We start from the raw sequence: 24,677 nt of genomic DNA, 5'->3' as shown, positions 1-24,677 counted from the left end.
ATGCGGCGGGAAATTCGCTCCCTCGCCTCTTCCGTGCTTTTCAGATTTGGAGATGGCTTCCGGTCTGCGCCGGGCCAGCCGCCCCCATGAATGGTGGCGCCCCTAACGGTAGGGCGCATCCGCCGCAAGATTCGCCGCCAGTGCTGGTTCCCAGCGCTCGCCATTTTCCAGCAGCTTTTGCTTGTCGTAGATCAGTTCTTCGCGCGTTTCCGTCGAATATTCGAAATTCGGCCCCTCGACGATGGCATCGACCGGGCACGCCTCCTGACAGAAGCCGCAATAGATGCACTTCGTCATATCGATGTCGTAGCGCGTTGTCCGGCGGCTGCCATCTTCGCGCGGTTCCGCCTCGATGGTGATTGCCTGCGCCGGGCACACAGCCTCGCACAGTTTGCAGGCGATGCAGCGTTCTTCACCATTGGCATAGCGCCGCAGGGCATGCTCGCCGCGAAAGCGCGGGCTGACCGGACCCTTTTCATAGGGATAGTTCAGCGTCGCCTTCGGCTTGAACATATATTTCAGTGTCAGCCCCATTCCCCGAATAAATTCGAGGAGCAGCAGCGATTTCGCGGCTTGTGCGAGACTCATGTGGAAAACCTGTCGGTGAAGAACATCAAATAGCCGGAGACGATGAAGACCCAGAACAGCGAGAGGGGCAGGAAAACCTTCCATCCCAGCCGCATCAGCTGGTCATAGCGGAAGCGCGGCACCGTGGCGAACACCCAGGCGAAGCAGAAGAACATGAAGCAGATCTTCAGGATCAGCCAGATCGCACCGGGAATATAATAAAGCGGTGCCCAGTCGATGGGCGGCAACCAGCCACCCAGGAACAGGACGCTCATCAGCGCACACATTAGCAGGATCGCCGCATATTCGCCCAGCCAGAACAGCGCAAAGGCCATGGACGAATATTCCGTCTGATAGCCGGCGACCAGTTCCGCCTCGGCCTCAGGAAGGTCGAACGGCGGCCGGTTCGTTTCCGCCAGCGCCGAGATGAAGAACATGATCGCCATCGGGAACAGCAGCGGATTGAACAGGTGCATGTTGACGATACCGAGGATCGTTCCCTTCTGGCTGAGCACGATGGCGTTCAGGTTGAACGACGATGCCCAGAGGACGACGCAGATGATGATGAAGCCGATGGAAACTTCATAGGAAACCATCTGAGCCGCCGAGCGCAAGCCACCCAGGAACGGATATTTACTGTTCGAGGCCCAGCCCGACATGATGATGCCGTAAACGCCGAGCGAGGAAACGGCGAAAATGTAGAGAATGCCGACATTGATATCCGCCAGAACCATCTCAGCACTGAACGGAATCACCGCCCAGCCCAGCAGCGCGACGGTGAACATGATGACCGGCGCCAGCAGGAAAACGCCCTTGTTCGCGCCGGCCGGGATGATGGTTTCCTTCAGGAATACCTTCAGACCGTCGGCAAAGCTCTGCAACAGGCCGAATGGCCCGACCACATTGGGGCCGCGCCGCATCTGGGCCGCGGCCCAGATCTTGCGGTCGGCATAGACGGCATAGGCGACGCCAATAAGGAGCGGCAGCACGATGGCCAGGATCAGGAGGATGTTCGCCAGCAAATAGCCGGCAATCGGCCCCAGGAAGCTGTTCTGGAAGGCTTCGGTCATTATTCCGCCGCCTCCCGCACGGTCTCGCCGTCGCCCAGGACGATGGCGGCACACTCCTGCATAACCTCCGAAGCACGCGCGACGGGGTTCGTCATATAGAAATTGTCGATGGCATAGGCGACCGGCGTATCGCCGATCGTGCCGGACGCCGAAATTTCAAAATCCGTCCACTCGGCAGCGGCAAGCGCCGTCCGGCCGAGATGCGCCCACTCGCCCGCGATGCGCTCACGCAAGGCATCGTGATCGTCATAGGGCAGCGTCTGCCCCAGAACATCGGACAGGGCGCGCAGGATTGCCCAGTCTTCGCGCGCGTCGCCCGGCGGGAACACGGCGCGCAGGGATCGCTGCACACGGCCCTCCATATTGACATAGGTACCGGATTTTTCCGCAAAACTTGCGGCCGGCAGGATCACGTCGGCGACATGGGCGCCGCGATCGCCATGATGTCCGATATAGACTTTGAACACACCGGGCAGTGGCCCGGTATCAATCTCGTCCGCGCCGTGCAGGAACAGCGCCTTCAGCGTACCATTCTCCGCCTCGGTCAGCATGGCATCCACACCGCCCTTGCTGGTAAAACCGATGTCGAGGCCGCCGACGCGCGACGCCGCAGTGTGCAGCACGCCAAACCCCGTCCATCCATCACGCACCGCATTCACATTTGTCGCCAGCTTCTGCGCTGCGCCCAGAACTGCCGCCCCATCGGCGCGGGCAAAGGCGCCCGGGCCAACGATGATCGCGGGACGTTCAGCGCCCTTCAGCGCCTCCATCACTGCCGCCGGAAGGTTGCCGACCTGCGTCAGGTCCGTGCCGAGGAATTCAACCGGATAGGTCAGGTCGATGTCGGGGCCGATGGAATAAGCCTTTGCGCGACCCCTGCGAACCGCCTTCCGGATGCGGGTGTTAACAAGCGGCGCCTCCCAGCGGGGATTGGTGCCAATCAGCAGCACGACATCCGCCGTTTCCAAATTGGCAATGCCGACATTGAACAAATAGCTTGCCCGTGCGCCGCTGATCTCGCCGCCCAGCTGGGCGCCGTCCTGGCGGCAATCGTGGCGGCTCGATCCCAGTTTCCCCAGCAAATCCTTCATGGCCACCATGCTCTCAACGTCGAGCAGGTCGCCGGCTATCGCGCCGATCTGATCGCCGGAAAGACCGGAAAGTCCCGCCTCCACCGCAGCAAAGGCCTGGTTCCAGGTCGCCCGCTTCAGCTTGCCATTTTCGCGCACATAAGGCGTGTCCAGACGGCGTTTCATCAGGCCGAGGGGGCCATAGCGGCTCTTGTCCGAAATCCACTCTTCGTTGATGTCGTCATTGACGCGCGGCAGTACGCGCAGGATCTGCGGCCCGCGCGCGTCGTAGCGGACGTTGGAGCCGACGGCGTCCATCACATCCACGCCGTTTGTCTTCACCAACTCCCAGGGCCGCGCCTCGAACGCATAGGGTTTCGACGTCAGCGCACCCACCGGACACAGGTCGATGACATTGCCGGACAGTTCCGACGTCGCCGCCTTTTCCAGATAGGTGGTGATCTGCATGTTTTCGCCGCGACCGACCGCGCCAATTTCTTCAACGCCGGCGACTTCTTCGGCAAAGCGCACGCAGCGGGTGCAGTGGATGCAGCGCGTCATCACCGTCTTGATGATCGGACCCATATATTTTTCTGTGACGGCGCGCTTATTCTCCTGATAGCGAGAACGCCCGCGCCCGTAATTCAGCGCCTGATCCTGCAGGTCGCACTCACCGCCCTGATCGCAGATCGGACAGTCGAGCGGATGGTTGATCAGCAGGAACTCCATGACGCCTTCGCGCGCCTTCTTCGTCGTCGCGCTATCCGTCTTGATCACCTGCCCATCCGCGGCCGGCATCGCGCAAGAGGCGATGGGCTTGGGCGATTTCTCCATTTCCACCAGGCACATGCGGCAATTACCGGCAATGGACAGCCGCTCGTGGTAGCAGAAGCGGGGAATTTCCTTCCCTGCCATCTCGCACGCCTGCAACACGGTTGCGCCGGCCGGAACCTCGACCTCGATACCGTCAACGGTAAGCTTAGGCATCGGTACGCCCCTTCGCCTTGCGAGCGGCCTTGCGCTCCGCTTTTTTCTGGGCCTTCAGACGTGCGGCGTGATCCGCATTCATCCAGCCATTGGATTCATTGCTGTGACGGGAATCATCGGAGGGGAACAGCACGCGGAAGGCGGCCAGGCCAACGACCGTGATTCCCGCAACGCCCAAGATAACGGGATGCGCCATTATTCCGCCGCCTCCAGCATCGCCTCTCCGCGATAATCGCGGATGCGGCGCTCCAGTTCCGGGCGGAAATGGCGGATAAGTCCCTGGATAGGCCAGGCCGCCGCGTCGCCCAAGGCGCAGATCGTGTGCCCCTCAACCTCTTTCGTCACGTCGTGCAGCATGTCGATTTCTTCGATTTCGGCCTGACCGGTGACGAGGCGCTCCATCACGCGCCACATCCAACCCGTGCCTTCGCGGCATGGCGTGCACTGACCGCAGCTTTCATGCTTGTAGAAATAGCTGATACGGCTGATCGCGCGCACGATGTCCGTGGATTTATCCATGACGATGATCGCAGCCGTGCCAAGGCCGGAGCCCTGTTCGCGCAGACCGTCAAAATCCATCGGACAATCCATGATGTCCTTTGCAGGAACCAGCGGCACCGACGACCCGCCAGGGATCACTGCCAGCAGATTGCCCCAGCCCCCCGTAATGCCGCCGCAATGCTTTTCGATCAGGTCGCGAAACGGAATCGACATCGCCTCTTCGACAACGCAGGGGCGCTCGACATGACCGGAAATCTGAAAAAGCTTCGTGCCCTTATTATTCTCCCGCCCAAAGCTTGAGAACCACTCGGCGCCGCGCCGCAGGATGGTGGGCGTGACCGCGATACTTTCCACGTTGTTGACCGTCGTCGGCATACCGTAAAGTCCGGCGCCCGCGGGAAAAGGCGGCTTCAGGCGTGGCTGGCCCTTCTTGCCTTCAAGGCTTTCGATCATCGCGGTCTCTTCGCCGCAAATATAGGCACCGGCGCCGCGATGCAGATAAACATCGCAGTCATAACCGGACTTGCAGGCATTCTTGCCGATCAGGCCCGCATCATAAGCCTCGTTAATCGCGGCCTGCATTGCCTGCGCCTCGCGAATATATTCGCCGCGAATATAAATATAGGCCGCGCTCGCCCGCATCGCGAAGCAGGCGACCAGCGCCCCCTCCAGCAATTTATGCGGATCGTGCCGCAGGATTTCGCGATCCTTGCACGATCCAGGTTCGGATTCATCGGCATTGATAACCAGATAGGAGGGCCGCTCCGGTGTCGGCTCCTTCGGCATGAAGGACCATTTGACCCCGGTCGGGAAGCCGGCGCCGCCACGCCCGCGCAGGCCGGACGCCTTGATCGCATCGACGATCGCATCCTGGCCCATCGCCAGCAGCTTCTTCGTATCGTCCCAATCACCGCGCTTCCTCGCCGCATCCAGTCCGGGAGACTGGAATCCGTAAAGGTTGGTAAAGATGCGGTCCTTGTCTTCAAGGAAGGTCATGCGCCAACTCCGAAAATGAAAAGCGCAGCTGCGGCCAGAATAACGAGAAGCGCGATCGTCTTCGCAGCCCCCTTCAACAGTTTCCAGACGAGCAGGACAGCCAAAAGTGCGACAACGATGGTGACAACATCGCTCATGCGGCAAACTCGTGCAGGCTGGTCACACCGCCCACGGGCTCGGATGACCGGCGGCCGACTTGCGACCCCGGCTTCGGCTGCTCTCCGGCGGCCAGCGCATCGATGACGCGCGCCGTGCTCTCCGCATCCAGATCCTCATAATTATCGTCGTTGATCTGCAGCATGGGCGCGTTGGCGCAATTGCCCATGCATTCAACCTCGGTCAGCGTGAACAGCCCATCGGGGGTCGTCTTGCCCTTGTGGATACCTTTTTCGTTCAGGATCCGCATGACATCGTCCGATCCGCGCAACATGCAGGGCGTCGTACCGCACAGTTGGACGTGAAATTTGCCCACGGGTGCAAGGTTGTACATCGTGTAGAAGGTCGCGACCTCGTACACTCTCATGTACGGCATTTCCAACTGGTTCGCGACATATTCGATGACCGGAATCGGCAGCCACCCTTGAGTATCGGTCTGCGCGCCAATCTGGCGTTGCGCCAGGTCGAGCAACGGCATCACGGCAGATGCCTGGCGCCCCGCCGGATACTTCGCGATGTGCGCCCTTGCCGTTTCCGCATTCTCGTCCGTCCAGCGAAAGCCGTCAAAGGCCCTGTGATCCGGCCGGTCCGGAGCCAGGTCGTGCGTGTGGGCAACGCTGGAATAGGTTGCAGATGTCATTCGGGTCGATTCCGTAATTTCGCGTCAATGCCCGGCGCCGATAGCGGGCGGTGCCGGCGTTTGGCGCCGCCCTAACGTCTGATCGCGCAGACGTCCATGTTTAAGAAGTCCGAACATAGTCTGCCGGTTGGGATATCCTGCCGCAACGGCCGCCTTCAGATGGCCTTGAGGTCGCCGGCTGTCAACGCGGAAGGCGTGTTGCCCGTATTCGGCTCGCCCGCACGGTCCATCAACAGGACATGACACTCCGCCTCCGCCCGCGGGCGATGTTCGACCCCGGCGGGCACGATGATGGCGTCACCCTGTTGCAGCCTTTGGGATCCGTCCCGAAAATCAATGTACATGACGCCCTGAATGACCAGAAACAGCTCATCCGTCGCATCGTGAGCGTGCCAGCTGAATTCGCCGGATAGTTTCACGACGCGCAGCTCGCTGTCATTATAGCGGCCGACGATACGTGGGTTCCAATGATCGGAAAAGCTCGCCAGCTTATCCGCTAGACGAATGGCCAGGGGCGCGCTCACGCCGTCTGGCGCAGATTGACGCCCGCAACGCAATTCAGCCGATCATTGTCATAAAGGCGCAAGGCCCAGTCCGTTTGCAACATGGCCTCGTCCCCGCCAATGGCGCGCGAAAGGATGGTCACGGTCGCGCGGTTGCGGTCGATGGCGGAGATATCGGTGGCGACGCCCGCGCGCTCACCCAGCCGCCGGTTCACGTCGCGGCGGAACGCAGTCAGCCCTTCACCTTCCACTGGAACGCCATCGTGCCGCAGGACGAAGTCATCGCAAATATCCATGCTGGCCGTCATACCGCCGCGCCCGATGGCGCTCATGGCGGCAAGCGGCCCGCGAAAGGCGGGGGGAACATCGCGAAGGGCTATACCCGTGTCGGCATATCGGGCCGGGCCGGGTTCCGCATTGTCACAGGCCGCGAGAGCCATGCTTCCGAATAATACCGCCGAAATTACCGGTCGCATTCGCCAAACACGATGTCGAGGCTGCCCAGCACGGCAGGCGCATCGGCCAGCATGTGTCCCTTACACAGGAACTCCATCGCCTGAAGGTGGGAAAAGGCCGTTGGCCTGATCTTGCAGCGATAGGGTTTGTTCGAGCCGTCGGAAACGAGATAGATGCCGAACTCGCCCTTGGGGCTTTCCGTGCCGACGTAAACCTCGCCCTTGGGGACGTGGAAGCCCTCGGTATAGAGCTTGAAGTGGTTGATCAGCGCTTCCATCGACCGCTTCATCTCGCCCCGTTTCGGCGGACTGATCTTTGGATTCGACGACATCACCGGACCTTCCGGCAGTTCGGCGATGCACTGCTTCACGATTTTCAGGCTCTCGCGCATTTCCTGCATGCGTACCATGAACCGGTCATAGCAGTCGCCCTGTGTACCGATCGGAACGTCAAATTCCATCCGATCATAGACGTCATAGGGCTGCGATTTTCTGAGGTCCCAGGCGACGCCGGAGGCGCGCAGGCAGGGGCCTGAAAAACCATACGCGATGGCATCGTCCCTGCTGATCATGCCAATGCCGACATTGCGCTGCTTGAAGATGCGGTTGCCCACAACCAGCGTCTCGAAGTCCTTCAGAACTTGAGGGAAGCGATCGGCCCAATCGGCGATATCCGCGATCAGCGCGGGCGGCACATCCTGGTGCACGCCGCCGGGACGGAAGTAGGCTGCGTGAAAACGCGCGCCCGATGCGCGTTCATAAAATTCGCAGATATGTTCGCGCTCTTCGAACAGCCACAGCATCGGCGTCATCGCGCCAACGTCCATCGCATGCGCGGTCGTGTTCATGATGTGGTTGGTGATGCGCGTCAGTTCCGCGAACAGGACCCGCAGATATTGCGCCCGGATCGGCACCTCCAGATCCAGCAGCTTTTCGATGGCCAGCACATAGCTGTGCTCCATGCACATCGGTGACACGTAATCCAGGCGGTCCATATAGGGCAGCGCCTGCAAATAGGTTTTATATTCGATCAGCTTTTCGGTGCCGCGATGCAGCAGGCCGATATGCGGGTCTACCCGCTCGATGATTTCGCCGTCCATTTCCATGATCAGGCGCAGAACGCCGTGGGCAGCAGGATGCTGCGGCCCGAAATTCATGGAATAATTCTGAATCTCGACGTCACCCTCCGTGGGGTCGCCCGTCTCGGTATCAAACGTCACGGTGCCGACGTTGGGATCGTCCTCGGCCGCTGTCTTTTCGAGAAGCGTCGCGTCGTCGCTCACGTCTGTTCCTCCGCCTTCTCGTCACCGGGAAGGTTGTAGATATTATAGTCCGGCCCCTCCCAAGGGCTCTCGAAATCGAACGTACGGAAATCCTGCTGCAGCTTGACGGGTTCGTAAACGACCCGCTTCTGCTCCTCGGACCATCGCAATTCGACATAGCCGGTCAGCGGGAAATCCTTGCGGAAAGGATGACCGGAAAAGCCGTAGTCGGTCAGGATGCGGCGATGGTCGGGGTGCCCCTCGAACATTACACCGTAAAGGTCCCATACCTCTCGCTCCAACCAGTTCGCGACCGGCCAAAGGCTTGTCATGGAGGGCACGGGCGTCTTTTCGTTCGTGGAGACCTTAACGCGCACGCGCGCATTCTTGGTCAGCGACAGCAGGTGGTAATTCACCTCAAACCGCTCCGCGTGCTCCGGAAAATCGCAGCCCGCAATCTCAATCAATTGCTGGAACTGATGCTCGTCGCGCAGCGCCTTCATTGTCGCGTACAGATCCTCACGCGTGACGATCAGGGTCGTCTCCCCGCGATGTTCGACCACTTCCGCCGCACCGAAGTGCGATGCCAGATCGCCGGCAGGATTCATCTTCGGCGCAGAATGGATCACCGTTCGAACGTCCCTACGCGGCGGATTTTGCGTTGCAGCGCCATGATGCCGTACAGCAACGCCTCTGCACTCGGCGGACAACCGGGCACGTAGATGTCGACGGGCACGATACGATCGCAACCGCGCACGACCGAATAGCTATAATGATAATAGCCTCCGCCATTGGCGCACGAGCCCATAGAGATCACGTAGCGCGGCTCTGGCATCTGGTCGTACAGGCGACGCAAAGCGGGCGCCATCTTGTTGCACAGCGTACCGGCGACGATCATCACGTCCGACTGGCGCGGGCTGGCGCGCGGCGCCGCGCCGAAGCGCTCCATGTCATAGCGCGGCATATTGGTGTGCATCATCTCAACACCGCAGCAGGCCAGGCCGAATGTCATCCACCACAGCGACCCCGTGCGCGCCCAGTTGAACAGATCTTCCGTGGTGGTGGTCAGGAACCCCTTATTGTCCAGCTCACTTTTCACATCCTCGACAAACTGGTCGTGCGGAATGACATGCTGATCTTCGGGAACGCGAATGACCGGTGCGTCTACTCCCATTCCAGCGCTCCCTTCTTCCACTCATAAATGAACCCGATGGTCAGGATCCCCAGGAACACCATCATCGACGCCCAGCCAAAGACGCCCGTCACGCCCAGCGACACTGCCCAGGGGAACAGAAACGCGACCTCCAGATCGAAAATGATGAACAGGATCGACACCAGGTAGAAGCGCACATCGAATTGCCGCCGCGCATCCTCGAATGCCGGAAAGCCGCATTCATATTCGGCCAGCTTTGCATCATAGGGGCGGTTCGTGCCGGTCAGATTGCTGACCAGCACCGGCAGACCGACGAACACGCAGGACAGCGCGACGGCGATACCGAGGAATATGAGGATCGGCAGATATTCCGCCGCGACCGAGGCCATGGATTCACTTTCGATTTTTCAGGCTGGCCCGCTAATAGAAGGCCATGGCTATAGGTGCAAGGATGGGGTTGCCACCGCGCGGGATCAAGGCTCAGCCCTTACGCAGCGCCCCGGCGACCAGCTTGTGCAGCTTCGAATGCAGCGCGCCGTTGGCGGCAACGATCTCACCCTCCATCACCTTGGCGTCGCCGCCGCGATAGTCGGTGACAAAGCCGCCGGCCTCCCGCACCAGCAAGACGCCCGCCGCAACATCCCAGATGCTCAAATCCTTTTCCCAGAAGCCTTCATAGCGTCCGGCGGCCACCCAGGCGAGGTCAAGCGCGGCACTGCCAAAACGGCGAATGCCGGCAACTTCCGGGGCGACGGCATTCACCTGCCGGTCCCACACCGAAAAATCACCATGCCCGCGATAGGGAATGCCGGTCGCGATCAGCGCTTCGCCGAGGTCGCGGCGCGCGGAAACACGCATGCGGCGGTTATGCAAGAAGGCGCCCTTGCCGCGCTCGGCCCAGAAGAACTCGTCCGTCAGCGGCTGATAGACGCAGCCCGCAACGATCTCGCCCCTGATTTCGGCGGCAATGGAAATTGCAAAATGCGGGATCGAGTGCAGGAAGTTGGACGTGCCGTCGATGGGATCGATGATCCAGCGCGGCTCCCCCTCCTTGCCTTCGATAATGCCGCGTTCCTCCAGCACGAATCCCCATTCGGGCCGCGACTGCTGCAGGATCTCGACAATCGTATCCTCTGCCTCACGATCGGCATTGGACACGAAATCGGACGGCCCCTTGCGGCTGACCTGCAATTGCGAAATCTCACCGAAATCGCGACGCAGTTTCGGCGCAGCCTTGCGCGCCGCCTTGTCCATGACGGTAACGAGTGCGGGACGTGCGGGCACTTATTCTGCCGGGGGCGTCTGTGACGGATCACGCGCGCCGCAGATCGCGGCGAGGGCGACCAGGCGCTTATTATGATCGTCGGCGGCGATATCCGCCTGCTCTGTGGCGGCGGTCAGCGCCTTGCTGATCTCGCCCAGCGGGGCCTGATACATGCAACCGAACAGCGCGCTTTTGACCGGGCCGGGCACCTGCTCGGAATTGAGGGCGCTCGCGATAAGGGAAAATGTTGCCGTCGCCGCCTCGACCTCGGCCTTTGTCGGCTGTGTCGGCTGTGTCGGCGTGGCTTCCTGCGCGGCTGCCGGAGCGGACAACACGGCAAGGGCGATTAAGGATATCAGGGGTTTGCGCATCATTCAGCCCTCTTAACATATTCGTTTGACGTGGTGTCGACCACGACGCGGGTGCCGGTGGTAATATGCGGCGGCACCATGATGCGGACGCCATTGTCCAGCACGGCCGGCTTATAGCTGGAGGAGGCCGTCTGCCCCTTCACCACTGCATCCGCCTCGACGATTTCGGCTTCGACCTGCTCCGGCAATTGGACCGACAATGGCCGTTCCTCGTACATTTCCAGCATGACCTGCATGCCATCCTGCAGATAAGCGGCCTGGTCACCCAGAAGGTCGGTCGGCAAGGTCACCTGCTCATAGGTTTCCGTATCCATGAAGGTCAGCATGTCGCCCTCTGCATAGAGATACTGAAAGTCCTTCGTATCCAGACGTACCTTCTCGACAGTCTCCGAAGAACGGAAGCGGTTATTTGTCTTCCGCCCGTCGATCAGATTCTTCATTTCCACCTGCATATAGGCGCCGCCCTTGCCGGGCTGCGTATGCTGGATCTTCACGGCGCGCCACAGGCCGCCCTCAAACTCGATGATATTGCCCGGACGAATGTCCACGCCGGAGATTTTCATGGGGTCACCTGAATGTTGGAGATATGGCGCCGCCTTATCAGGCCGCCCGGTCCGCCTCAAGCAGCCCTGCGAACGCACGAATTGCCGACGCCGGGCCATCCGCCGCATTCCAGACCGAGCCGCTGACAGCAAGGAAATCCGCGCCGCCCTCGATCAGCGGTCCGGCATTGCCCGGCGTTATGCCGCCGATGGCAACACAGGGAACCTCGCTGATCGTGGTCCACCAGCCCAGCAATGACGGATCCGGCCGGTGTGCGGTCTCCTTGGTCGCCGTATCGTAAAACGCGCCAAAGGCGACATAGTCGGCACCCTGATCGCCCGCCTCCAGGGCAAGGTGCCGGCTGGCATGACAGGTAACGCCGATCTGAGCCTCATGACCCAGCAAGGTGCGAGCCTCGGCAACGCTGCCATCGCCCTGCCCCAGATGCACGCCGTCCGCCTCCAGGCTGGATGCCAAATCCGCACGATCGTTGATGATCAGCGCGACATCATAAGCCTGCAGGATGGGTTTCAGCACGCCCCCGGCGCGCAGGATTTCCATGTCGCTGGCGCCCTTCAGACGCAGCTGGAACGCGGCCACCGGTCCCGCATCCAGCGCCGCCTTCAAAACCTCCGGAAAGCCGGGATCGTAAGCAGGGGGAGAAATCAGGTACAGCTGACAGGGCGGCCGGCCCTCGCCGCCCTTGTTCTTCATCGCGCCGCCAAAGCGGTCGGCAAATGCCGGGTCCAACTCCACGGCCGTCATTTCAGGCGGATCCCGCCATCAGCGCTCCACGGACACGACCAGTGGAGCGCATAGAGCGGCAGAGGAGTGACCGGGATCACTTAAACTCCGTTCGCGACTGAAGCGGAATAGATCTGATCGATAGCGCCCGAAAGTGTGCGGTCGAATTCCCCGTCATCCATCTGGTGCCGCAGATCCTGCAACAGGCCGCGGCTGAAGCTGGCGATCATGCCGCGGTTCTTGGCCAGGTTGGCGCACGCCTCGTCCTGAGAGAAACCGCCGGACAGTGCCACGACGCGCGCGACGCGAGGATGCGCAACCAGCGGCGCATAGAGGTCGGGAGTGGCCGGAATGGAAAGTTTCAGCATAACGCGGCGGCCATCCGGCAGCGCATCAAGCGCGCGGGTCAGTTCCTTCAGCAGGATCTTGTCACACTCTGCGCGCGTATCGCTCTTGATGTTCACCTCTGGCTCGACGATCGGCATCAGCCCCTTGTCGATGATCCGGTTCGCAACCTCGAACTGTTGATCGACGATGGCGGCAATGCCCTTTTCATCGGCGCTGTTGATGACGGACCGCATTTTCGTTCCAAAGACGCCCTTCGCCTTCGCGCGGTCCAGCAGATCCTCCAGGCCGGGATTGGGCTTCATCAGCTGAACGCCGTCCGCCTCGTCCTCCAGGCCCTTGTCGATCTTCAGGAACGGCACGACGCCGCGTTCCCACAGCAATGTAGGAAGGGGCTTGCCATCCGCATCGCCGTCCATCGTCTTTTCGAACAGGATCGCACCCAGCACCTTCTGGCCGGAAAAGCACGGCGCGGTGACGATGCGGCTGCGCATCTGGTGGATCAAATCGAACATTTCGTCCTCGGTGGACCAGGCGTCCTCCTCCAGACCATAGCCCTTCAGCGCCTTTGGCGTGGACCCGCCACTCTGGTCGAGCGCGGCGATAAAGCCTGCGCCGCCGACAATCTGCGCCATCATGATCGGGTCGTGCATCGAATCTGTCTCCGGGGTTGCCGTGCTAAGTTCCCGGCGCCTCTACCTAACTGTCCGACGGACGGCAACGGAATGAGTCGCAGGACAACGCGTGGACTCGCGCGCGCCCGCCGTTTTTGCTATGATGGCCAGACAGCAATCCCCAGGGAGAGTCGCCATGAAGCGCGCTCTGACATCCTTTTGTGCTGTTGCGTTTGCCTTTGTTCCCGTTACCGCTCACGCCGTCACCATCGTCGGCGGCACAATCGAAACCGCAGGAAATGCGGGTACCGTGGACCTTGTCTTTTTTCGGACCGAAGCCGCCGGGACCAGTGATATCGGATTCGTGGCCCGCTGCGGTCTGTGCGACGTCATCACTGACGAAGCGGTCGGGATGAACCTTTACGAGGTTACTGCGGGCGGCGCGCCCGGCGCCCTGATCGCGAGCCTGCCCGGCATGCCGAATGAAAATTTCGTCGGTTTCGACGATATTCTGCTTGCCATGGGCAATTTCGTGGTTGCGGTGGGCTCCTACGAACTCATAGCGGGCGAACTGCCGCCGCTTCAGCTCGATACGAATATAACGCGCAGCTTCTCATATGAGGTTTCCTTCACGGGGCAGGCCGATGGCGGGGTCTATTGCACCATAGAAGGGAATCTGGACGGGTCGGTGGGGGTCAATAAGTCCAACGCCAGTGAACTTTGCGTCCTGCCCGACGCCGCAGTATCGGCGCCAGGGACCATCGGATTGTTCGGCCTTGCCCTCGCCTTCGCGATACCCGCCGTCGCCTATCGGCGAGCGCGGGCATAGGACGCGCAACAAGGATGAGAATGCAGACGGCGGCTTAGCCGCCCACGACCATCACCCAATAGGGTTCGGCATCGTCGCTGCATGCGCGTCCGAAACCGACATCGTCCGCGCCATCGACCAACAATGCCTTCAAATGCGGGGGACTGTCACGCCACGCCCGAACGACATGCGGCACGTCGCGCTGATTATAGGCAATATTCTCGGCCAGCGGAAAGGCGTCATAGCCGCGGCGCTCCGCCCGGATATCGAAGGTCGCGCCATCATTGCCCTCATGCGACAGGCGTTTCATGGCCGCGATGTCGCGTGCATGATCAAAGGCAGATTCGCTCAGGGAGCCGTCGGTCGCCAGCGCGCTCAAACCATGATGCGCACGCAGGCGATTGACCTCCGCCGTCAGCGACTGAAGGTCATCGCCAGATAGGGCGCACTGCGCGGCCTGATCGTTCATGCGGTCGGTGATCGTGGAATGCGCGACGGACGCAGCGCTCATGCAGGCCATCGCCGATAAAATTGCAGGAATGCGCGCAAGATTCACCATGCGCCACTATTGCGCGCGCGTGTTTAACGTCCGCCTAGGATTCAGCCTTAACCGCTATGGTTGACGCTGCCTAAAGACAAAGGGCTGATGGTCGGGATCAGGCGCTCAGGGCGACGACGCCCGGCAGGTCCTTGCCTTCCATCCATTCCAGAAACGCACCGCCAGCCGTCGACACGAAACTGAAATCATCGGCAACGCCCGCATGGTTAAGGGCGGCAACTGTATCGCCACCGCCCGCGACCGACACGAGGGATCCGTCACGGGTCAAGGCCGCCGCCGTCCTCGCCAACCCAACCGTAGCGCGGTCGAATGGCTCGATCTCAAACGCGCCCAGTGGTCCGTTCCACACCAATGTGCGACAGTTCTTCAGCACATCCGCCAGTGCTTCGACCGCCGCCGGGCCGATGTCCAGGATCATTTCATCCTCGGCAACTTCATGGACATTGACGGTGCGATTATCGGCATTGGCGGCAAATTCGCGTGCGCACACGACATCATAGGGCAAATGCACGGTACAGCCGGCGGCATCGGCGCTGGCAAGAATGCTCAGCGCCGTGTCCGTCAGGTCATGTTCGCACAGGCTCTTGCCGACATCGACGCCCTTTGCCGCCAGGAAGGTATTCGCCATGCCGCCACCGATGATCAGATGATCGACCTTTGCGACCAAATTGGTCAGCACGTCCAGCTTGGTCGATACCTTTGCACCACCAACAACCGCCGCGACAGGACGTTCGGGGTCACCCAGTGCCGCTTCCAGCGCCTTCAGTTCCGCCTCCATGGCCCGCCCGGCATAGGCAGGAAGCAGGCGCGCCAGACCCTCGGTCGACACATGGGCGCGATGCGTGGTGGAAAAGGCGTCGCTGACGTAGATATCGCCCAGCGCCGCAATCTTTTTCGCCAGTTCCGGGTCGTTCTTCGTTTCGCCCGGATTGAAGCGCGTATTTTCCAGCACGGCAATATCGCCAGCGGCCATCAGGCCGACCATCTGCTCTGCCGCATCGCCATATGTATCGGTGATAAAAGTCACCGGGCGGCCCAGAACCTTTTCCAGCGCACTTGAGATCGGCGACAGGCTCAGCATCGGATCTTCGCCCTTGGGCCGCCCGAAATGCGACAGTACCAGAACCTTCGCGCCCTTGTCTGCGAGTTCCGTCAGCGTGGGAATGGCGGCGCGCAGGCGGGTGTCATCGCTGACATTCCCTTCCTGCATCGGCACATTCAGATCGCAACGAACGAGCGCAACCTTGCCGTTCAGATCGTCAAGGTCGTCCAGGGTCCTGAAGTTGGCCATTCCATCTCTCTCAAAAGTTCGCAGTTTGCGAAAAGACCGGCACATCCGAATAGCCGCGCGCCTATGGCGTCCCGCCCAAGCGAAAACAGCGCATTCCAGCAGGCTGCCGTGCCAATTTCATAAGGCCATGCTGATGGCTGCGGGGTTCTGACTGCGTCCGTAGAAACGGCCTAGTGTCCAAAACCCCGCCGGCGCTGATCAGAAGCTCGACATCACCTTGGCGGTGTCGATCATGCGGTTTGAGAAGCCCCATTCATTGTCGTACCAGCTGACGACGCGGGCCAGCTTGCCTTCCATGACCGCGGTTTCCAGGCTGTCGACGGTGGAGCTGGCCGGATAATGGTTGAAGTCGCTGCTGACGAGCGGCTCGTCGGTGTAGTCCAGCACGCCCTTCATTGCGCCCTCGGCTGCTGCCTTCAGCGCATTGTTCAGCTCGTCCTTGCTGGTGTCGCGCTTGGGCGTGAAGACCAGATCGATCAGGCTGACGTTCGGCGTCGGCACGCGGACAGAGCTGCCGTCCAGCTTGCCGTTCAGTTCCGGCAGGACCAGGCCAACCGCGCGCGCAGCGCCCGTCGTCGTCGGGATCATGTTCTGCGCGCCGGCACGGGCACGGCGCATGTCGCTGTGCATCTGGTCCAGCATGCGCTGATCGTTGGTATAGCTGTGGATCGTCGTCATGAAGCCGCGCTCGATACCGACGGTTTCGTGCAGGACCTTCGCAACCGGCGCCAGGCAATTCGTGGTGCAGCTGGCGTTGGAAACGACGATGTCGTCCGCCGTCAGCGTGTCATGGTTGACGCCATAGACGATGGTCTTGTCGACGCCGCCTGCGGGGGCAGAGATCAGGACGCGCTTCGCGCCTGCGTCCAGGTGTGGGCTTGCGGCATCTTTCGACTGGAAGAAGCCGGTGCATTCCAGAACGAGTTCGACGCCCATCGCCTTGTGCGGCAGGTTGCCCGGCTCACGCTCCTTCGTGACGGCGATCTTCTTGCCGTTCACCGTGATGCTGTCACCGTCTGAGGTGACTTCGCCGGGGAAACGGCCATGCGTCGAATCATATTTGAACAGCAGCGCGTTCGCCTTTGCGTCCGCCAAATCGTTAATGGCGACGAGTTCGAAATCATGGTCGTCGCGTTCCAGAAGGGCGCGGGCTACCAGTCGGCCGATGCGGCCAAACCCGTTGATCGAAACCTTTACACTCATAGAAAACTCCGCTCGCTTAGCTTTTGTTCAGTTTATCTTTTACGCGTTTCACGACTGCCTCGGCGGTAAAGCCGAACTTGTCGAACAATTGATCCCCCGGCCCGGATGCGCCGAAACGGTCGAGGCCGATATTCAGGCCATTGGCCATGGTGAACTCCGCCCAGCCCATCGTGACACCTGCCTCGATCGAGACACGCAGTACGTCGCCGGGATTGACATTGGGCAGCAGGTCTTCGCGATAGCTGTCTGGCTGTTCACGGAACAATTCCCATGAGGGCATGGAGACGACATCGCAGCCAATGCCATCGGCCTCCAGCTTCGCGGCCGCTTCCACGGCGACATGCACCTCCGAGCCCGTGGCCAGGAAGATGACCTTCCGCGCGGCATCCGCTGACTTCAGCCTGTATGCCCCGCGCGAGGACAGATTGCCGACCGCGCCCTCCGTCCGCATCTGCGGCAGGTTCTGCCGCGTCAGCGCGATGACCGACGGCGTCTTCGGCGTGGACAGGGCCAACTGCCAGCATTCCGCCGTTTCCACCGCGTCGCAGGGGCGGAAGACGTTCAAATTGGGGATCATGCGCAGCGACATGACCTGCTCGATCGGCTGATGCGTCGGGCCATCTTCGCCGACGCCGATGGAATCATGCGTATGGACATGAACCACGCGCACCTGTTGCAGCGCACCCAGCCGGATCGCCGCACGCATATAATCGCTGAAGATCAGGAACGTGCCGCCATAGGGAACGACGCCGCCGTGCAGCGCCATGCCGTTCATCGCGGCGGCCATGCCGAATTCGCGAATGCCGTAATTCACATAACGGCCGGAATAATCATCCCGGTCGAAAACGCCCAGGTCCGGCGTCTTGGTATTGTTGGAACCGCTGAGGTCTGCCGAGCCGCCCATCGTCGCAGGCATCGCCGGGTTGATGGCCTTCAGTGCGCCTTCGCTCGACTTACGCGTTGCTTCCTTGACGGGGCTGTCGATCAAGGCGGCGACATGCGTTTCGATCGAGCTTTCCAGCGCGGCGGGGATTTCACCTGCCATGCGGGCAGAAAATTCGGCAAATTCCGGCTGGCGTTCGGCCTTGGCTTGCCACGCGGTCGCCATGTCTGTGCCGCGCTCGCCTGCCTTTCGCCATGCGGCGAGAATCTCGTCGGGAATAACGAAGGGTTCGGCTGTCCAGCCAAGCGATTCACGTGCGCGGCCGATTTCCTCGGCACCAAGGGGCGCGCCATGCACCCCGGACGTCCCCTGCTTGTTCGGCGCGCCATAGCCGATGATGGTGCGGGCGGCGATCAGGCTGGGCCGCGGATCCGTCTTCGCCGCCTTCATTGCAGCGTCCAGTGCCTCCGGATCGTGCCCATCGCATTCCGCGACGTGCCATCCTGCGGCGGCGAAACGCGCCTTCACGTCCTCGCTGGTCGACAAGCCAGTGGGGCCATCGATAGTGATATTATTGTCGTCCCAGATCACATTCAGACGACCGAGCCGCAAATGGCCGGCCAGGCCGATGGCCTCGTGATTAATACCCTCCATCAGGCATCCGTCACCGGCAATGACCCAGGTGCGGTGATCCACCAGTGCATCGCCATATTCAGCGTTCAAATGGCGCTCCGCCATCGCCATGCCAACGGCCATGGCAAGGCCCTGGCCCAGCGGGCCGGTCGTTGCTTCTACGCCATCGAGAAGGAAGTTTTCCGGATGGCCGGCACAGGGGCTGCCGATCTGACGGAAATTGCGGATGTCATCCAGCGTGGGATGCGCGTAGCCGGTCAGATAGAGAAGGCTGTAGATCAGCATCGATCCATGGCCGGCAGACAGCACGAACCGATCTCGGTCTGCCCAGTCCGGCTGTTTTGGGTCGAATTTCAGATGCTTGGTGAACAGAACGGTGGCAGCGTCGGCCATGCCCATCGGCATGCCGGGATGCCCGCTGTTCGCGGCCTGGACGGCGTCCATGGAAAGCGCTCTGATGGCGTTGGCGAGATCGGTATTCGTGACGGTCAAGAGGGGCCCTTCGCGGCTGTGCTCGGCGCCTTCTGGAGGGAGCGTCGCAAAGCGTCAACCACAGGCGCCCGCTGGATTTGACGAATCGTCACAGGGCGTCTTATGGTTCCCTTTCAAATCACTGTTTCGTGAGGGTTTTCGTTGGCGGAAGATGCGGTTACCCTGGACGAGGCTGTGGCACGGTTGGACGCGGCGCTGGCGCGACTCGAGAGCGCAGGCAAGACACTTGCCTCTGATGCTGCGTCTGGATCGACCGCGGATGCGGCCGGCATAATGGCGGAGCGCGACCTGATTAAGCAAAAGCACGGCGATCTGGTGCGAGAGACTGAAGGCGCGCTACAGGAACTTGACCGGCTGCTCGCAACGGCAGGTGGCGACTGATGGCACAGGTTCGCGTAGAGGTCGGCGGCCGTTCCTATTCCCTCACATGCAAGGATGGGGAGGAGAAGCTGCTTCAGAGCCTCGCCTCCCATGTTAATGAAAAGGCAGAGAAGCTTTCACGCCAGCTTGGGCATTTGCCGGAAACGCGCCTGCTGCTGATGTCGGCAATCATGCTGGCAGACGAGAATGCCGAACTGGCAGCGGGCGGGAAGGTCCAGGCCAACAAAGAATCTCCTGACGCAGAGGCGCGCGCCGCGCAGGCTGTGCTGCGTGCAACGGAAAAGGTAGAGGCCGCCGCAGCCGCGCTTGAGAAAGCCGACGCAAGTACCTAAGTAGAAGAGCGACGGACACTGCCCGGTACGAGCGTAGCGAACATCCCTGAGGCGATAAGGATACATAGGGAGCTATCCCTGCCCGGGGTCTTGCCCCGACGCACATGGCGCCCACCTGACGTTCTAGGCGTCAGAGGATCTTCCGGCAACGGCCAGGGTGGTTCCGTCACCCTTCTCACTACCAGATGAAAGCCTGCCCCCTTCATGCATGATCTCAGCGCGAAGGGCCGCATGCGGCGCGACCTGCGAAAAGCCCGTTCCGAATATGTCGGGTCGCTGGCGCCGGAGCAGCGCCGCCGCGCGGAAGATGATCTTGCCGGACAGATTGCCGCCGTAATCGAGGGGATGGATTGTATCGCCAGCTATGCACCCATGGGGAACGAAATCGACCCCGCCGCTATTGAGCGCGCGGCCAGAAATGTTGCCCTGCCCTGGTTCTCCGACCGGTCCACAAACATGGAATTCCGAATGGAGGGTGACTTTCGCGAATCCGGCCCGTGGGGCGTCGAGCAGCCGCCCTTTGCCGCGCCACTGGCACGCCCGGACGTGATTCTTGTCCCTCTGGTCGGTGCGACGCGGGCGGGTGACCGCCTTGGACAGGGTCAGGGTCATTTCGACCGATGCATCGCGGATTTGCGCTCCGGCGGGTCGCTGACGACGGTCGGCCTTGCCTGGGATTGCCAGATCGTCGAAGCGTTGCCGACGGACCCCTGGGACGAAACGCTCGATTACGTTGCGACACCGACAGCGCTATATAGATGCCGATGACGGACCCTACCCCAAAGCTCAGAAAGCCGCTCGGCATATTGCTGATGATCGTCCTGATTGCGATTTACGCCCTGATCGTAACCGCCCTTGCCGATCCGATCGCCGGCCTACCCATTCTGGTACAACTCCCCATCTGGATTTTCCTTGGCATCCTATGGATATTCCCAGCCAAACCTCTCATCCGATGGATCGAAACGGGACAATGGAAAGCCGGATGAAAGAACGCGTGCCGCCTGAAGACTGCGCACGGATGGAGGACATCCGTCACGGCATTGATACGCTGGATCAGCATATCGTGACGCTGCTTGCAGAACGCATGCGCTACATCGAGGCGGCAGCGCGCGTAAAGCAACAGCGCGACCTTGTGCGCGATGAAGCGCGCAAGGCCGCAGTCATTGCAAATGCCTGCCGCACCGCCGAGGCGAGCGGGCTGGACACCAATCTGGTCGAGGATCTCTACGAACTCCTCGTCGAACGCTCCATTGCGCACGAATTTGAACGCTTTGACGAAGACACCTCTCGTTAAGGAGCGCGGGACCTTGCTTACCCCTTTTTAAATTCAGCTTACGTGCACCTGCGCTTAATGTGCCGCCACATTCGTGGAGCGCCTTTGTACACGGCCCAGCAGTTCCAATATGCGTGCCGCAATCTCTCTTTCGCCCATAACGACGTCCGGTAGCTCCAGCTTCTCCAGATGCTCCACCTCCGCGTCTGAATGCGCCCGCGCGATGGCGTGGATCTGGGGATTGAGCGAGCGCGCGCGCGCATAGATGGCGCCGCCCTCAAACCCTTCCGGAATGGCGATCAGCAGCGTTTGTGCACGGTCAATCCCCGCCAGTTGCAGCACGCCGGGCTCCAGCGCGTTTGCGCGCACGACATCGAAACCGTCCTCTTCCGCCTGCCGCGCAGTGTCGATCTGATCCTCGATGATGACGAACGGTATGCCGCCCGCCTTCAGCTTTACGGCTATCAGCCGACCCACGCGGCCATAACCGACAAGGATGACATGCTCCGCCGGACCAGCGCCTTCGGCGGCTTCCGCGCTTGCAGCGGCAGCCACCTCTGGCCGGCGCATAATGGCGGCAAAGATGAACGGGTTGACGAAGATCGAAATGATCGCCCCTGCCAGGATCAGGTCGCGTCCTTCGGCGGGCAGCAGGTTCAGGCTGGTACCCAGCGCGGCGAGGATGAAGGAGAATTCGCCGATCTGCGCAAGGCTGGCCGCGATGGTCAGCGCCTTGCCCTTGGAATGTCCGAAGGCACGGACAATGAAGTACGCCGCCAGCGACTTGCCGACGATGATGATGGCAACCGTCGCGATCAGAGGAAGCGGCTGTTCCATCACGACCGCCGGATTGAACAACATTCCCACCGATACGAAGAACAGCACCGCAAATGCATCGCGCAACGGCAGCGTCTCCTCTGCCGCCCGGCGGCTGAGCGGCGTTTCGCCCAGGATCATGCCCGCAAAGAACGCCCCCAGTGCAAAGGATACATCGAAAATATATGCAGCGCCAAAGGCCACGCCTAGCGCAATAGCCAGAACCGCCAGACGGAACAGCTCCCGCGAGCCGGTATGTGCAACCCAATGCAACAGAAGCGGGATCAGGCGTCGCCCGATCAGCAGCATGAAAGCGAAAAAGCCCGCCACCTTCAGGAAGGTGATGCCGATGGGAATAAGGATCGCACCCGATCCCGCCCCGGCGCCGCCGCCATTCAGGATGTCGGCGAGCGCCGGCAGCAGAACCATAGCCATAACCATGACGAGATCTTCGACGATCAGCCATCCGACGGCGATGCGACCCCGCTCCGTCTCGACCAGGTTCCGTGCTTGTAGCGCACGCAGCAACACGACCGTACTTGCAACCGACAGGGCAAGGCCGAAAACAAAACCGCCGGCGAGGCTCCATCCCAAGGCCCATGACAGCGCCATGCCGAGCAGCGTCGCCAATGCGATCTGTCCGATGGCGCCTGGAATGGCGATATTCTTGACGGATAGCAGGTCGCGCAAGGAAAAGTGCAGGCCAACGCCGAACATCAGGAGGATCACACCCAGTTCGGCCAGTTGGTTCGCCAGCCCCATGTCGGCGACATAGCCGGGCGTAAACGGACCGACGAGCACACCTGCCAGCAAATAACCTGCAATCGGCGACACCTTCAGCCGGTGTGCGAGCGCTCCCATGATAAAGGCGCCCACCAAACCCGCCACAACCATGGCTATCAGGGGGGCACTATGATGCACGGGCGTTCCTTCTTTGGCTTGTCCTACCTTTCACCTACCGCTGCCCAATTCGCAATGGCGCGCGTCAAGGCATCGACCCTTGGCGACACGAAGCCTGGGCGGTCCCTACAGGCTTGCGAGGAAGCTTTCCGCCCGTTCCAAATATTGCCGGCGCCGCGACGGCTCCATCTTGTCCCAGGTCGCGTAGGGCATGGCCAGCCGCCGGTTGCCTTTCAGCTTCTGCCGGTTCCGGTCCAGAAAGTGCCAGTAGAGCGTGTTGAATGGGCACGCATTTTCACCTGTTTTTTCCGTCACATCATAGCGGCAGCTTGTGCAATAATCCGACATTCGGTCGATATAGGCGCCTGACGCCGCATAGGGCTTTGTTCCCAGCAGACCACCATCACCAAACTGGCTCATGCCCAGCGTATTGGGCAGCTCCACCCACTCATAGGCGTCGGCATAAACTTCCAGATACCATTCATGCACCTGCCGCGGGTCGGCGCCGATCAGAAGGGCGAAATTGCCCGTGACCATCAAACGCTGAATATGATGCGCATAGGCGTGATCCAGTGTCTGGCCAATCGCCTCCGCCAGACAGTGCATGTCGGTCTCGCCGGTCCAGTAAAAGGGTGGCAGTGGCCGGTCTGCCGCCAGGAAGTTGCGCGTCACATAATCCGGCATTTCCCGCCAGTAGATGCCGCGCACGAACTCCCGCCAGCCAATGATCTGGCGGACAAATCCCTCTACTGCGTTCAGGGGCGCCCTGCCCGCCACATATTCGGCCTCCACCCGGCGGCAGAGGTCGAGCGGGTCGAGCAGCCCGATATTCAGATAGGGCGATATGACCGCGTGATACAGGAAGGCCTCGCCGGTCAGCATGGCATCCTGAAAATCGCCGAAGCGCGGCAGAGCATGAGTGATGAAATGATCCACCACCTTTTCCGCATCGGCGCGCGTCACCGCAAATCCGAACGGCTCCAGCTTGCCGACATTGTCTGGGAAGCGGCGCGCGACCATGCCCATGACGGCCTTGGTCGCGTCATCCGGCGCAAAGCGCAGCGCTTGCGGCATGAACATGTCGGGCTTGGCGGGCTTGCGATTGTCCTTGTCGTAATTCCAGCGCCCGCCAAGGGGTTCGGCCTCCCCGTCGAGCAACAGGCCGGTTTTGCGCCGCATCTGCCGATAGAAATATTCCATCGTCAGTGCGGACCTGCCCTCCGCCCAGTCGTTGAACTCCGCCAACGAGCAGACGAAGCGATCATCGTCGAAGAAACGAATGGATACGTCGAACTTGCCCGACCATTCATCCATGGCCGCCTGCACGCGCCGTTCGCCGGGCTTTACGACACGTACTTCGTCGACGCGGTGCCGCTCCAGCGCCCGCGCCAGTTCGCCGCTGAACGTCCCGCTGTTTCCGGGCGCCTCCAGGTCGACATAGTCCACCGACCAGCCGTCCGCGCGCAATTCCTCGGCAAAGTGCCGCATCGCGCTAAGGATAAAGATCAGTTTCTGCTTGTGGTGGCCGACATAGGTGGTTTCCTCGTCGAGTTCCGCCATCAGAATGATGGTGTCGTCCTTGCGGCATCCCCGCAGGCTCGCAAGCGTACGAGTCAGCTGATCGCCGAGAATATAGACAAGCTTCATGCCATGCCGATTAGCCGCGCCATGGCGGCGGGCAATGCGGCAAAATGAAAGGGAAAGGATGGCGCGAGTGACGGGACTTGAACCCGCGGCCTCCGGCGTGACAGGCCGGCGCTCTAACCAACTGAGCTACACCCGCGCATCCTGGGGTCGCATACACCGCGCTGGGCGGTGAAGCGAAGGCGCGTCCCTATGAGGCGCACCCGAATCTGTCAAGCGGT

29 protein-coding genes, 1 tRNA gene, 1 other RNA gene and 1 pseudogene are annotated in these 24,677 nt (G+C 61.1%); 7 read left to right on the top strand and 25 right to left on the bottom strand.

Annotated elements, in window-relative coordinates; all coding sequences use genetic code 11:
- Positions 1-102 precede the first annotated feature (102 nt).
- The 18 genes and pseudogenes from nuoI to ACSMXM_RS01965 form a co-directional block, all read right to left on the bottom strand.
- Entirely contained in the window at positions 103-588 is a 486-nt protein-coding gene (gene nuoI / locus ACSMXM_RS02050) for an NADH-quinone oxidoreductase subunit NuoI (protein ID WP_460313515.1), read from the bottom strand.
- Complete coding sequence (gene nuoH, locus ACSMXM_RS02045) at positions 585-1,637, bottom strand: NADH-quinone oxidoreductase subunit NuoH (RefSeq protein ID WP_460313513.1); 1,053 nt, start codon at positions 1,635-1,637, stop codon at positions 585-587. Before nuoH ends, nuoI begins: the two co-directional genes overlap by 4 nt.
- Positions 1,637-3,694 carry an NADH-quinone oxidoreductase subunit NuoG gene (nuoG, locus tag ACSMXM_RS02040; protein WP_460313511.1) on the bottom strand — a complete coding sequence of 686 codons (2,058 nt, stop codon included), beginning with the start codon at positions 3,692-3,694 and terminating at the stop codon, positions 1,637-1,639. The genes nuoH and nuoG overlap by 1 nt, the downstream gene beginning before the upstream one ends.
- Positions 3,687-3,890, bottom strand: coding sequence for a hypothetical protein (locus ACSMXM_RS02035; protein ID WP_460313509.1), 204 nt, complete (start codon positions 3,888-3,890; stop codon positions 3,687-3,689). Before ACSMXM_RS02035 ends, nuoG begins: the two co-directional genes overlap by 8 nt.
- Positions 3,890-5,191: an NADH-quinone oxidoreductase subunit NuoF gene (nuoF, locus tag ACSMXM_RS02030; protein ID WP_460313507.1), complete on the bottom strand. Its 1,302-nt coding sequence runs from the start codon at positions 5,189-5,191 to the stop codon at positions 3,890-3,892. The genes ACSMXM_RS02035 and nuoF overlap by 1 nt, the downstream gene beginning before the upstream one ends.
- Positions 5,188-5,328 carry a hypothetical protein gene (locus ACSMXM_RS02025; RefSeq protein WP_460313505.1) on the bottom strand — a complete coding sequence of 47 codons (141 nt, stop codon included), beginning with the start codon at positions 5,326-5,328 and terminating at the stop codon, positions 5,188-5,190. Before ACSMXM_RS02025 ends, nuoF begins: the two co-directional genes overlap by 4 nt.
- Positions 5,325-5,987, bottom strand: coding sequence for an NADH-quinone oxidoreductase subunit NuoE (gene nuoE, locus ACSMXM_RS02020; protein ID WP_460313503.1), 663 nt, complete (start codon positions 5,985-5,987; stop codon positions 5,325-5,327). The genes ACSMXM_RS02025 and nuoE overlap by 4 nt, the downstream gene beginning before the upstream one ends.
- Before the next feature lie 155 nt (positions 5,988-6,142).
- A complete protein-coding gene (locus tag ACSMXM_RS02015; RefSeq protein ID WP_460313502.1) occupies positions 6,143-6,511 on the bottom strand; it encodes a cupin domain-containing protein in 369 nt (122 codons plus the stop codon).
- Complete coding sequence (locus tag ACSMXM_RS02010; RefSeq protein WP_460313500.1) at positions 6,508-6,930, bottom strand: hypothetical protein; 423 nt, start codon at positions 6,928-6,930, stop codon at positions 6,508-6,510. The genes ACSMXM_RS02015 and ACSMXM_RS02010 overlap by 4 nt, the downstream gene beginning before the upstream one ends.
- 23 nt (positions 6,931-6,953) lie before the next feature.
- Positions 6,954-8,165: an NADH-quinone oxidoreductase subunit D gene (locus ACSMXM_RS02005; RefSeq protein ID WP_460316330.1), complete on the bottom strand. Its 1,212-nt coding sequence runs from the start codon at positions 8,163-8,165 to the stop codon at positions 6,954-6,956.
- A gap of 71 nt (positions 8,166-8,236) precedes the next feature.
- Positions 8,237-8,815 (bottom strand): annotated as a pseudogene (locus tag ACSMXM_RS02000) (NADH-quinone oxidoreductase subunit C); the annotation flags it as partial.
- 17 nt (positions 8,816-8,832) lie between these two features.
- Positions 8,833-9,381 carry a NuoB/complex I 20 kDa subunit family protein gene (locus ACSMXM_RS01995; RefSeq protein ID WP_460313499.1) on the bottom strand — a complete coding sequence of 183 codons (549 nt, stop codon included), beginning with the start codon at positions 9,379-9,381 and terminating at the stop codon, positions 8,833-8,835.
- Positions 9,372-9,749 carry an NADH-quinone oxidoreductase subunit A gene (locus ACSMXM_RS01990; RefSeq protein WP_460313497.1) on the bottom strand — a complete coding sequence of 126 codons (378 nt, stop codon included), beginning with the start codon at positions 9,747-9,749 and terminating at the stop codon, positions 9,372-9,374. The genes ACSMXM_RS01995 and ACSMXM_RS01990 overlap by 10 nt, the downstream gene beginning before the upstream one ends.
- A gap of 91 nt (positions 9,750-9,840) precedes the next feature.
- Positions 9,841-10,644: an inositol monophosphatase family protein gene (locus ACSMXM_RS01985; protein ID WP_460313495.1), complete on the bottom strand. Its 804-nt coding sequence runs from the start codon at positions 10,642-10,644 to the stop codon at positions 9,841-9,843.
- A complete protein-coding gene (locus ACSMXM_RS01980) occupies positions 10,645-10,998 on the bottom strand; it encodes a hypothetical protein (RefSeq protein WP_460313493.1) in 354 nt (117 codons plus the stop codon).
- Positions 10,995-11,558, bottom strand: coding sequence for an elongation factor P (gene efp, locus ACSMXM_RS01975; protein ID WP_460313492.1), 564 nt, complete (start codon positions 11,556-11,558; stop codon positions 10,995-10,997). Before efp ends, ACSMXM_RS01980 begins: the two co-directional genes overlap by 4 nt.
- A gap of 37 nt (positions 11,559-11,595) precedes the next feature.
- Positions 11,596-12,303, bottom strand: a complete 708-nt coding sequence (gene thiE / locus ACSMXM_RS01970; protein ID WP_460313491.1) for a thiamine phosphate synthase — start codon at positions 12,301-12,303, stop codon at positions 11,596-11,598.
- 80 nt (positions 12,304-12,383) lie between these two features.
- Positions 12,384-13,280 carry a fructose bisphosphate aldolase gene (locus ACSMXM_RS01965; RefSeq protein WP_460313490.1) on the bottom strand — a complete coding sequence of 299 codons (897 nt, stop codon included), beginning with the start codon at positions 13,278-13,280 and terminating at the stop codon, positions 12,384-12,386.
- A gap of 157 nt (positions 13,281-13,437) precedes the next feature.
- Between ACSMXM_RS01965 and ACSMXM_RS01960 the strand changes: the two genes are divergently transcribed.
- Positions 13,438-14,070, top strand: a complete 633-nt coding sequence (locus ACSMXM_RS01960) for a hypothetical protein (RefSeq protein WP_460313488.1) — start codon at positions 13,438-13,440, stop codon at positions 14,068-14,070.
- 34 nt (positions 14,071-14,104) lie between these two features.
- Here ACSMXM_RS01960 and ACSMXM_RS01955 read toward each other — a convergent pair whose 3' ends face one another.
- The 4 genes from ACSMXM_RS01955 to tkt all read right to left on the bottom strand — a co-directional run bounded on the left by ACSMXM_RS01955 (position 14,105) and on the right by tkt (position 19,110).
- Positions 14,105-14,560 carry a CAP domain-containing protein gene (locus ACSMXM_RS01955; RefSeq protein ID WP_460313487.1) on the bottom strand — a complete coding sequence of 152 codons (456 nt, stop codon included), beginning with the start codon at positions 14,558-14,560 and terminating at the stop codon, positions 14,105-14,107.
- 145 nt (positions 14,561-14,705) lie between these two features.
- Positions 14,706-15,899 (bottom strand): phosphoglycerate kinase, encoded by a 1,194-nt coding sequence (locus tag ACSMXM_RS01950; protein WP_460313485.1) that lies wholly within the window; start codon positions 15,897-15,899, stop codon positions 14,706-14,708.
- 198 nt (positions 15,900-16,097) lie between these two features.
- Positions 16,098-17,102 carry a type I glyceraldehyde-3-phosphate dehydrogenase gene (gene gap, locus ACSMXM_RS01945; protein ID WP_460313484.1) on the bottom strand — a complete coding sequence of 335 codons (1,005 nt, stop codon included), beginning with the start codon at positions 17,100-17,102 and terminating at the stop codon, positions 16,098-16,100.
- 16 nt (positions 17,103-17,118) lie between these two features.
- Positions 17,119-19,110, bottom strand: coding sequence for a transketolase (gene tkt / locus ACSMXM_RS01940; protein ID WP_460313482.1), 1,992 nt, complete (start codon positions 19,108-19,110; stop codon positions 17,119-17,121).
- 141 nt (positions 19,111-19,251) lie between these two features.
- On the opposite strand from tkt, the gene ACSMXM_RS01935 reads away from it, so the two are divergent.
- The 6 genes from ACSMXM_RS01935 (at position 19,252) to ACSMXM_RS01910 (ending at position 21,117) form a co-directional block, all read left to right on the top strand.
- The gene (locus ACSMXM_RS01935; protein WP_460313480.1) at positions 19,252-19,491 is read left to right on the top strand and encodes a hypothetical protein; all 240 of its coding nucleotides are present in this window, start codon (positions 19,252-19,254) and stop codon (positions 19,489-19,491) included.
- On the top strand, positions 19,491-19,823 hold the full coding sequence (locus ACSMXM_RS01930) for a cell division protein ZapA (RefSeq protein WP_460313478.1): 333 nt from the start codon (positions 19,491-19,493) through the stop codon (positions 19,821-19,823). The genes ACSMXM_RS01935 and ACSMXM_RS01930 overlap by 1 nt, the downstream gene beginning before the upstream one ends.
- A gap of 12 nt (positions 19,824-19,835) precedes the next feature.
- Positions 19,836-19,990: non-coding RNA, 6S RNA (gene ssrS / locus ACSMXM_RS01925), on the top strand.
- A 37-nt stretch (positions 19,991-20,027) separates the two neighbouring features.
- The gene (locus tag ACSMXM_RS01920; protein ID WP_460313477.1) at positions 20,028-20,591 is read left to right on the top strand and encodes a 5-formyltetrahydrofolate cyclo-ligase; all 564 of its coding nucleotides are present in this window, start codon (positions 20,028-20,030) and stop codon (positions 20,589-20,591) included.
- Positions 20,588-20,809 (top strand): DUF2842 domain-containing protein, encoded by a 222-nt coding sequence (locus ACSMXM_RS01915; protein WP_460313475.1) that lies wholly within the window; start codon positions 20,588-20,590, stop codon positions 20,807-20,809. Before ACSMXM_RS01920 ends, ACSMXM_RS01915 begins: the two co-directional genes overlap by 4 nt.
- On the top strand, positions 20,806-21,117 hold the full coding sequence (locus tag ACSMXM_RS01910; RefSeq protein ID WP_460313473.1) for a chorismate mutase: 312 nt from the start codon (positions 20,806-20,808) through the stop codon (positions 21,115-21,117). The genes ACSMXM_RS01915 and ACSMXM_RS01910 overlap by 4 nt, the downstream gene beginning before the upstream one ends.
- Positions 21,118-21,171: 54 nt before the next feature.
- Here the strand turns inward: ACSMXM_RS01910 and ACSMXM_RS01905 are convergent, their stop codons facing one another.
- The 3 genes from ACSMXM_RS01905 to ACSMXM_RS01895 form a co-directional block, all read right to left on the bottom strand.
- Positions 21,172-22,833 carry a cation:proton antiporter domain-containing protein gene (locus ACSMXM_RS01905; RefSeq protein WP_460313472.1) on the bottom strand — a complete coding sequence of 554 codons (1,662 nt, stop codon included), beginning with the start codon at positions 22,831-22,833 and terminating at the stop codon, positions 21,172-21,174.
- Between the two features lie 105 nt (positions 22,834-22,938).
- On the bottom strand, positions 22,939-24,459 hold the full coding sequence (locus ACSMXM_RS01900) for a cryptochrome/photolyase family protein (RefSeq protein ID WP_460313470.1): 1,521 nt from the start codon (positions 24,457-24,459) through the stop codon (positions 22,939-22,941).
- 59 nt (positions 24,460-24,518) lie between these two features.
- A tRNA-Asp gene (locus tag ACSMXM_RS01895) sits at positions 24,519-24,595 on the bottom strand.
- Between the last annotated feature and the right edge of the window lie 82 nt (positions 24,596-24,677).

It is taken from the genome of Pacificimonas sp. ICDLI1SI03, assembly GCF_054740865.1.
This window is presented reverse-complemented; position numbering and strand designations above follow the sequence as displayed.

What these genes read in the sequence shown, in the direction of transcription:
- ACSMXM_RS01920 (WP_460313477.1), top strand. Translation starts at nt 20,028, where the DNA reads ATGCATGATCTCAGCGCGAAGGGCCGCATGCGGCGCGACCTGCGAAAA.
- ACSMXM_RS01950 (WP_460313485.1), bottom strand. Translation starts at nt 15,899, where the DNA reads ATGGCCAACTTCAGGACCCTGGACGACCTTGACGATCTGAACGGCAAG.
- nuoI (WP_460313515.1), bottom strand. Translation starts at nt 588, where the DNA reads ATGAGTCTCGCACAAGCCGCGAAATCGCTGCTGCTCCTCGAATTTATT.
- nuoH (WP_460313513.1), bottom strand. Translation starts at nt 1,637, where the DNA reads ATGACCGAAGCCTTCCAGAACAGCTTCCTGGGGCCGATTGCCGGCTAT.
- ACSMXM_RS02010 (WP_460313500.1), bottom strand. Translation starts at nt 6,930, where the DNA reads ATGGCTCTCGCGGCCTGTGACAATGCGGAACCCGGCCCGGCCCGATAT.
- gap (WP_460313484.1), bottom strand. Translation starts at nt 17,102, where the DNA reads ATGAGTGTAAAGGTTTCGATCAACGGGTTTGGCCGCATCGGCCGACTG.
- ACSMXM_RS01995 (WP_460313499.1), bottom strand. Translation starts at nt 9,381, where the DNA reads ATGGGAGTAGACGCACCGGTCATTCGCGTTCCCGAAGATCAGCATGTC.
- ACSMXM_RS01980 (WP_460313493.1), bottom strand. Translation starts at nt 10,998, where the DNA reads ATGATGCGCAAACCCCTGATATCCTTAATCGCCCTTGCCGTGTTGTCC.
- ACSMXM_RS01910 (WP_460313473.1), top strand. Translation starts at nt 20,806, where the DNA reads ATGAAAGAACGCGTGCCGCCTGAAGACTGCGCACGGATGGAGGACATC.
- ACSMXM_RS01900 (WP_460313470.1), bottom strand. Translation starts at nt 24,459, where the DNA reads ATGAAGCTTGTCTATATTCTCGGCGATCAGCTGACTCGTACGCTTGCG.
- ACSMXM_RS01960 (WP_460313488.1), top strand. Translation starts at nt 13,438, where the DNA reads ATGAAGCGCGCTCTGACATCCTTTTGTGCTGTTGCGTTTGCCTTTGTT.
- nuoE (WP_460313503.1), bottom strand. Translation starts at nt 5,987, where the DNA reads ATGACATCTGCAACCTATTCCAGCGTTGCCCACACGCACGACCTGGCT.
- thiE (WP_460313491.1), bottom strand. Translation starts at nt 12,303, where the DNA reads ATGACGGCCGTGGAGTTGGACCCGGCATTTGCCGACCGCTTTGGCGGC.
- ACSMXM_RS01915 (WP_460313475.1), top strand. Translation starts at nt 20,588, where the DNA reads ATGACGGACCCTACCCCAAAGCTCAGAAAGCCGCTCGGCATATTGCTG.
- nuoF (WP_460313507.1), bottom strand. Translation starts at nt 5,191, where the DNA reads ATGACCTTCCTTGAAGACAAGGACCGCATCTTTACCAACCTTTACGGA.
- ACSMXM_RS02035 (WP_460313509.1), bottom strand. Translation starts at nt 3,890, where the DNA reads ATGGCGCATCCCGTTATCTTGGGCGTTGCGGGAATCACGGTCGTTGGC.
- nuoG (WP_460313511.1), bottom strand. Translation starts at nt 3,694, where the DNA reads ATGCCTAAGCTTACCGTTGACGGTATCGAGGTCGAGGTTCCGGCCGGC.
- ACSMXM_RS01955 (WP_460313487.1), bottom strand. Translation starts at nt 14,560, where the DNA reads ATGAGCGCTGCGTCCGTCGCGCATTCCACGATCACCGACCGCATGAAC.
- efp (WP_460313492.1), bottom strand. Translation starts at nt 11,558, where the DNA reads ATGAAAATCTCCGGCGTGGACATTCGTCCGGGCAATATCATCGAGTTT.
- ACSMXM_RS01930 (WP_460313478.1), top strand. Translation starts at nt 19,491, where the DNA reads ATGGCACAGGTTCGCGTAGAGGTCGGCGGCCGTTCCTATTCCCTCACA.
- ACSMXM_RS01990 (WP_460313497.1), bottom strand. Translation starts at nt 9,749, where the DNA reads ATGGCCTCGGTCGCGGCGGAATATCTGCCGATCCTCATATTCCTCGGT.
- ACSMXM_RS02025 (WP_460313505.1), bottom strand. Translation starts at nt 5,328, where the DNA reads ATGAGCGATGTTGTCACCATCGTTGTCGCACTTTTGGCTGTCCTGCTC.
- ACSMXM_RS01965 (WP_460313490.1), bottom strand. Translation starts at nt 13,280, where the DNA reads ATGCACGACCCGATCATGATGGCGCAGATTGTCGGCGGCGCAGGCTTT.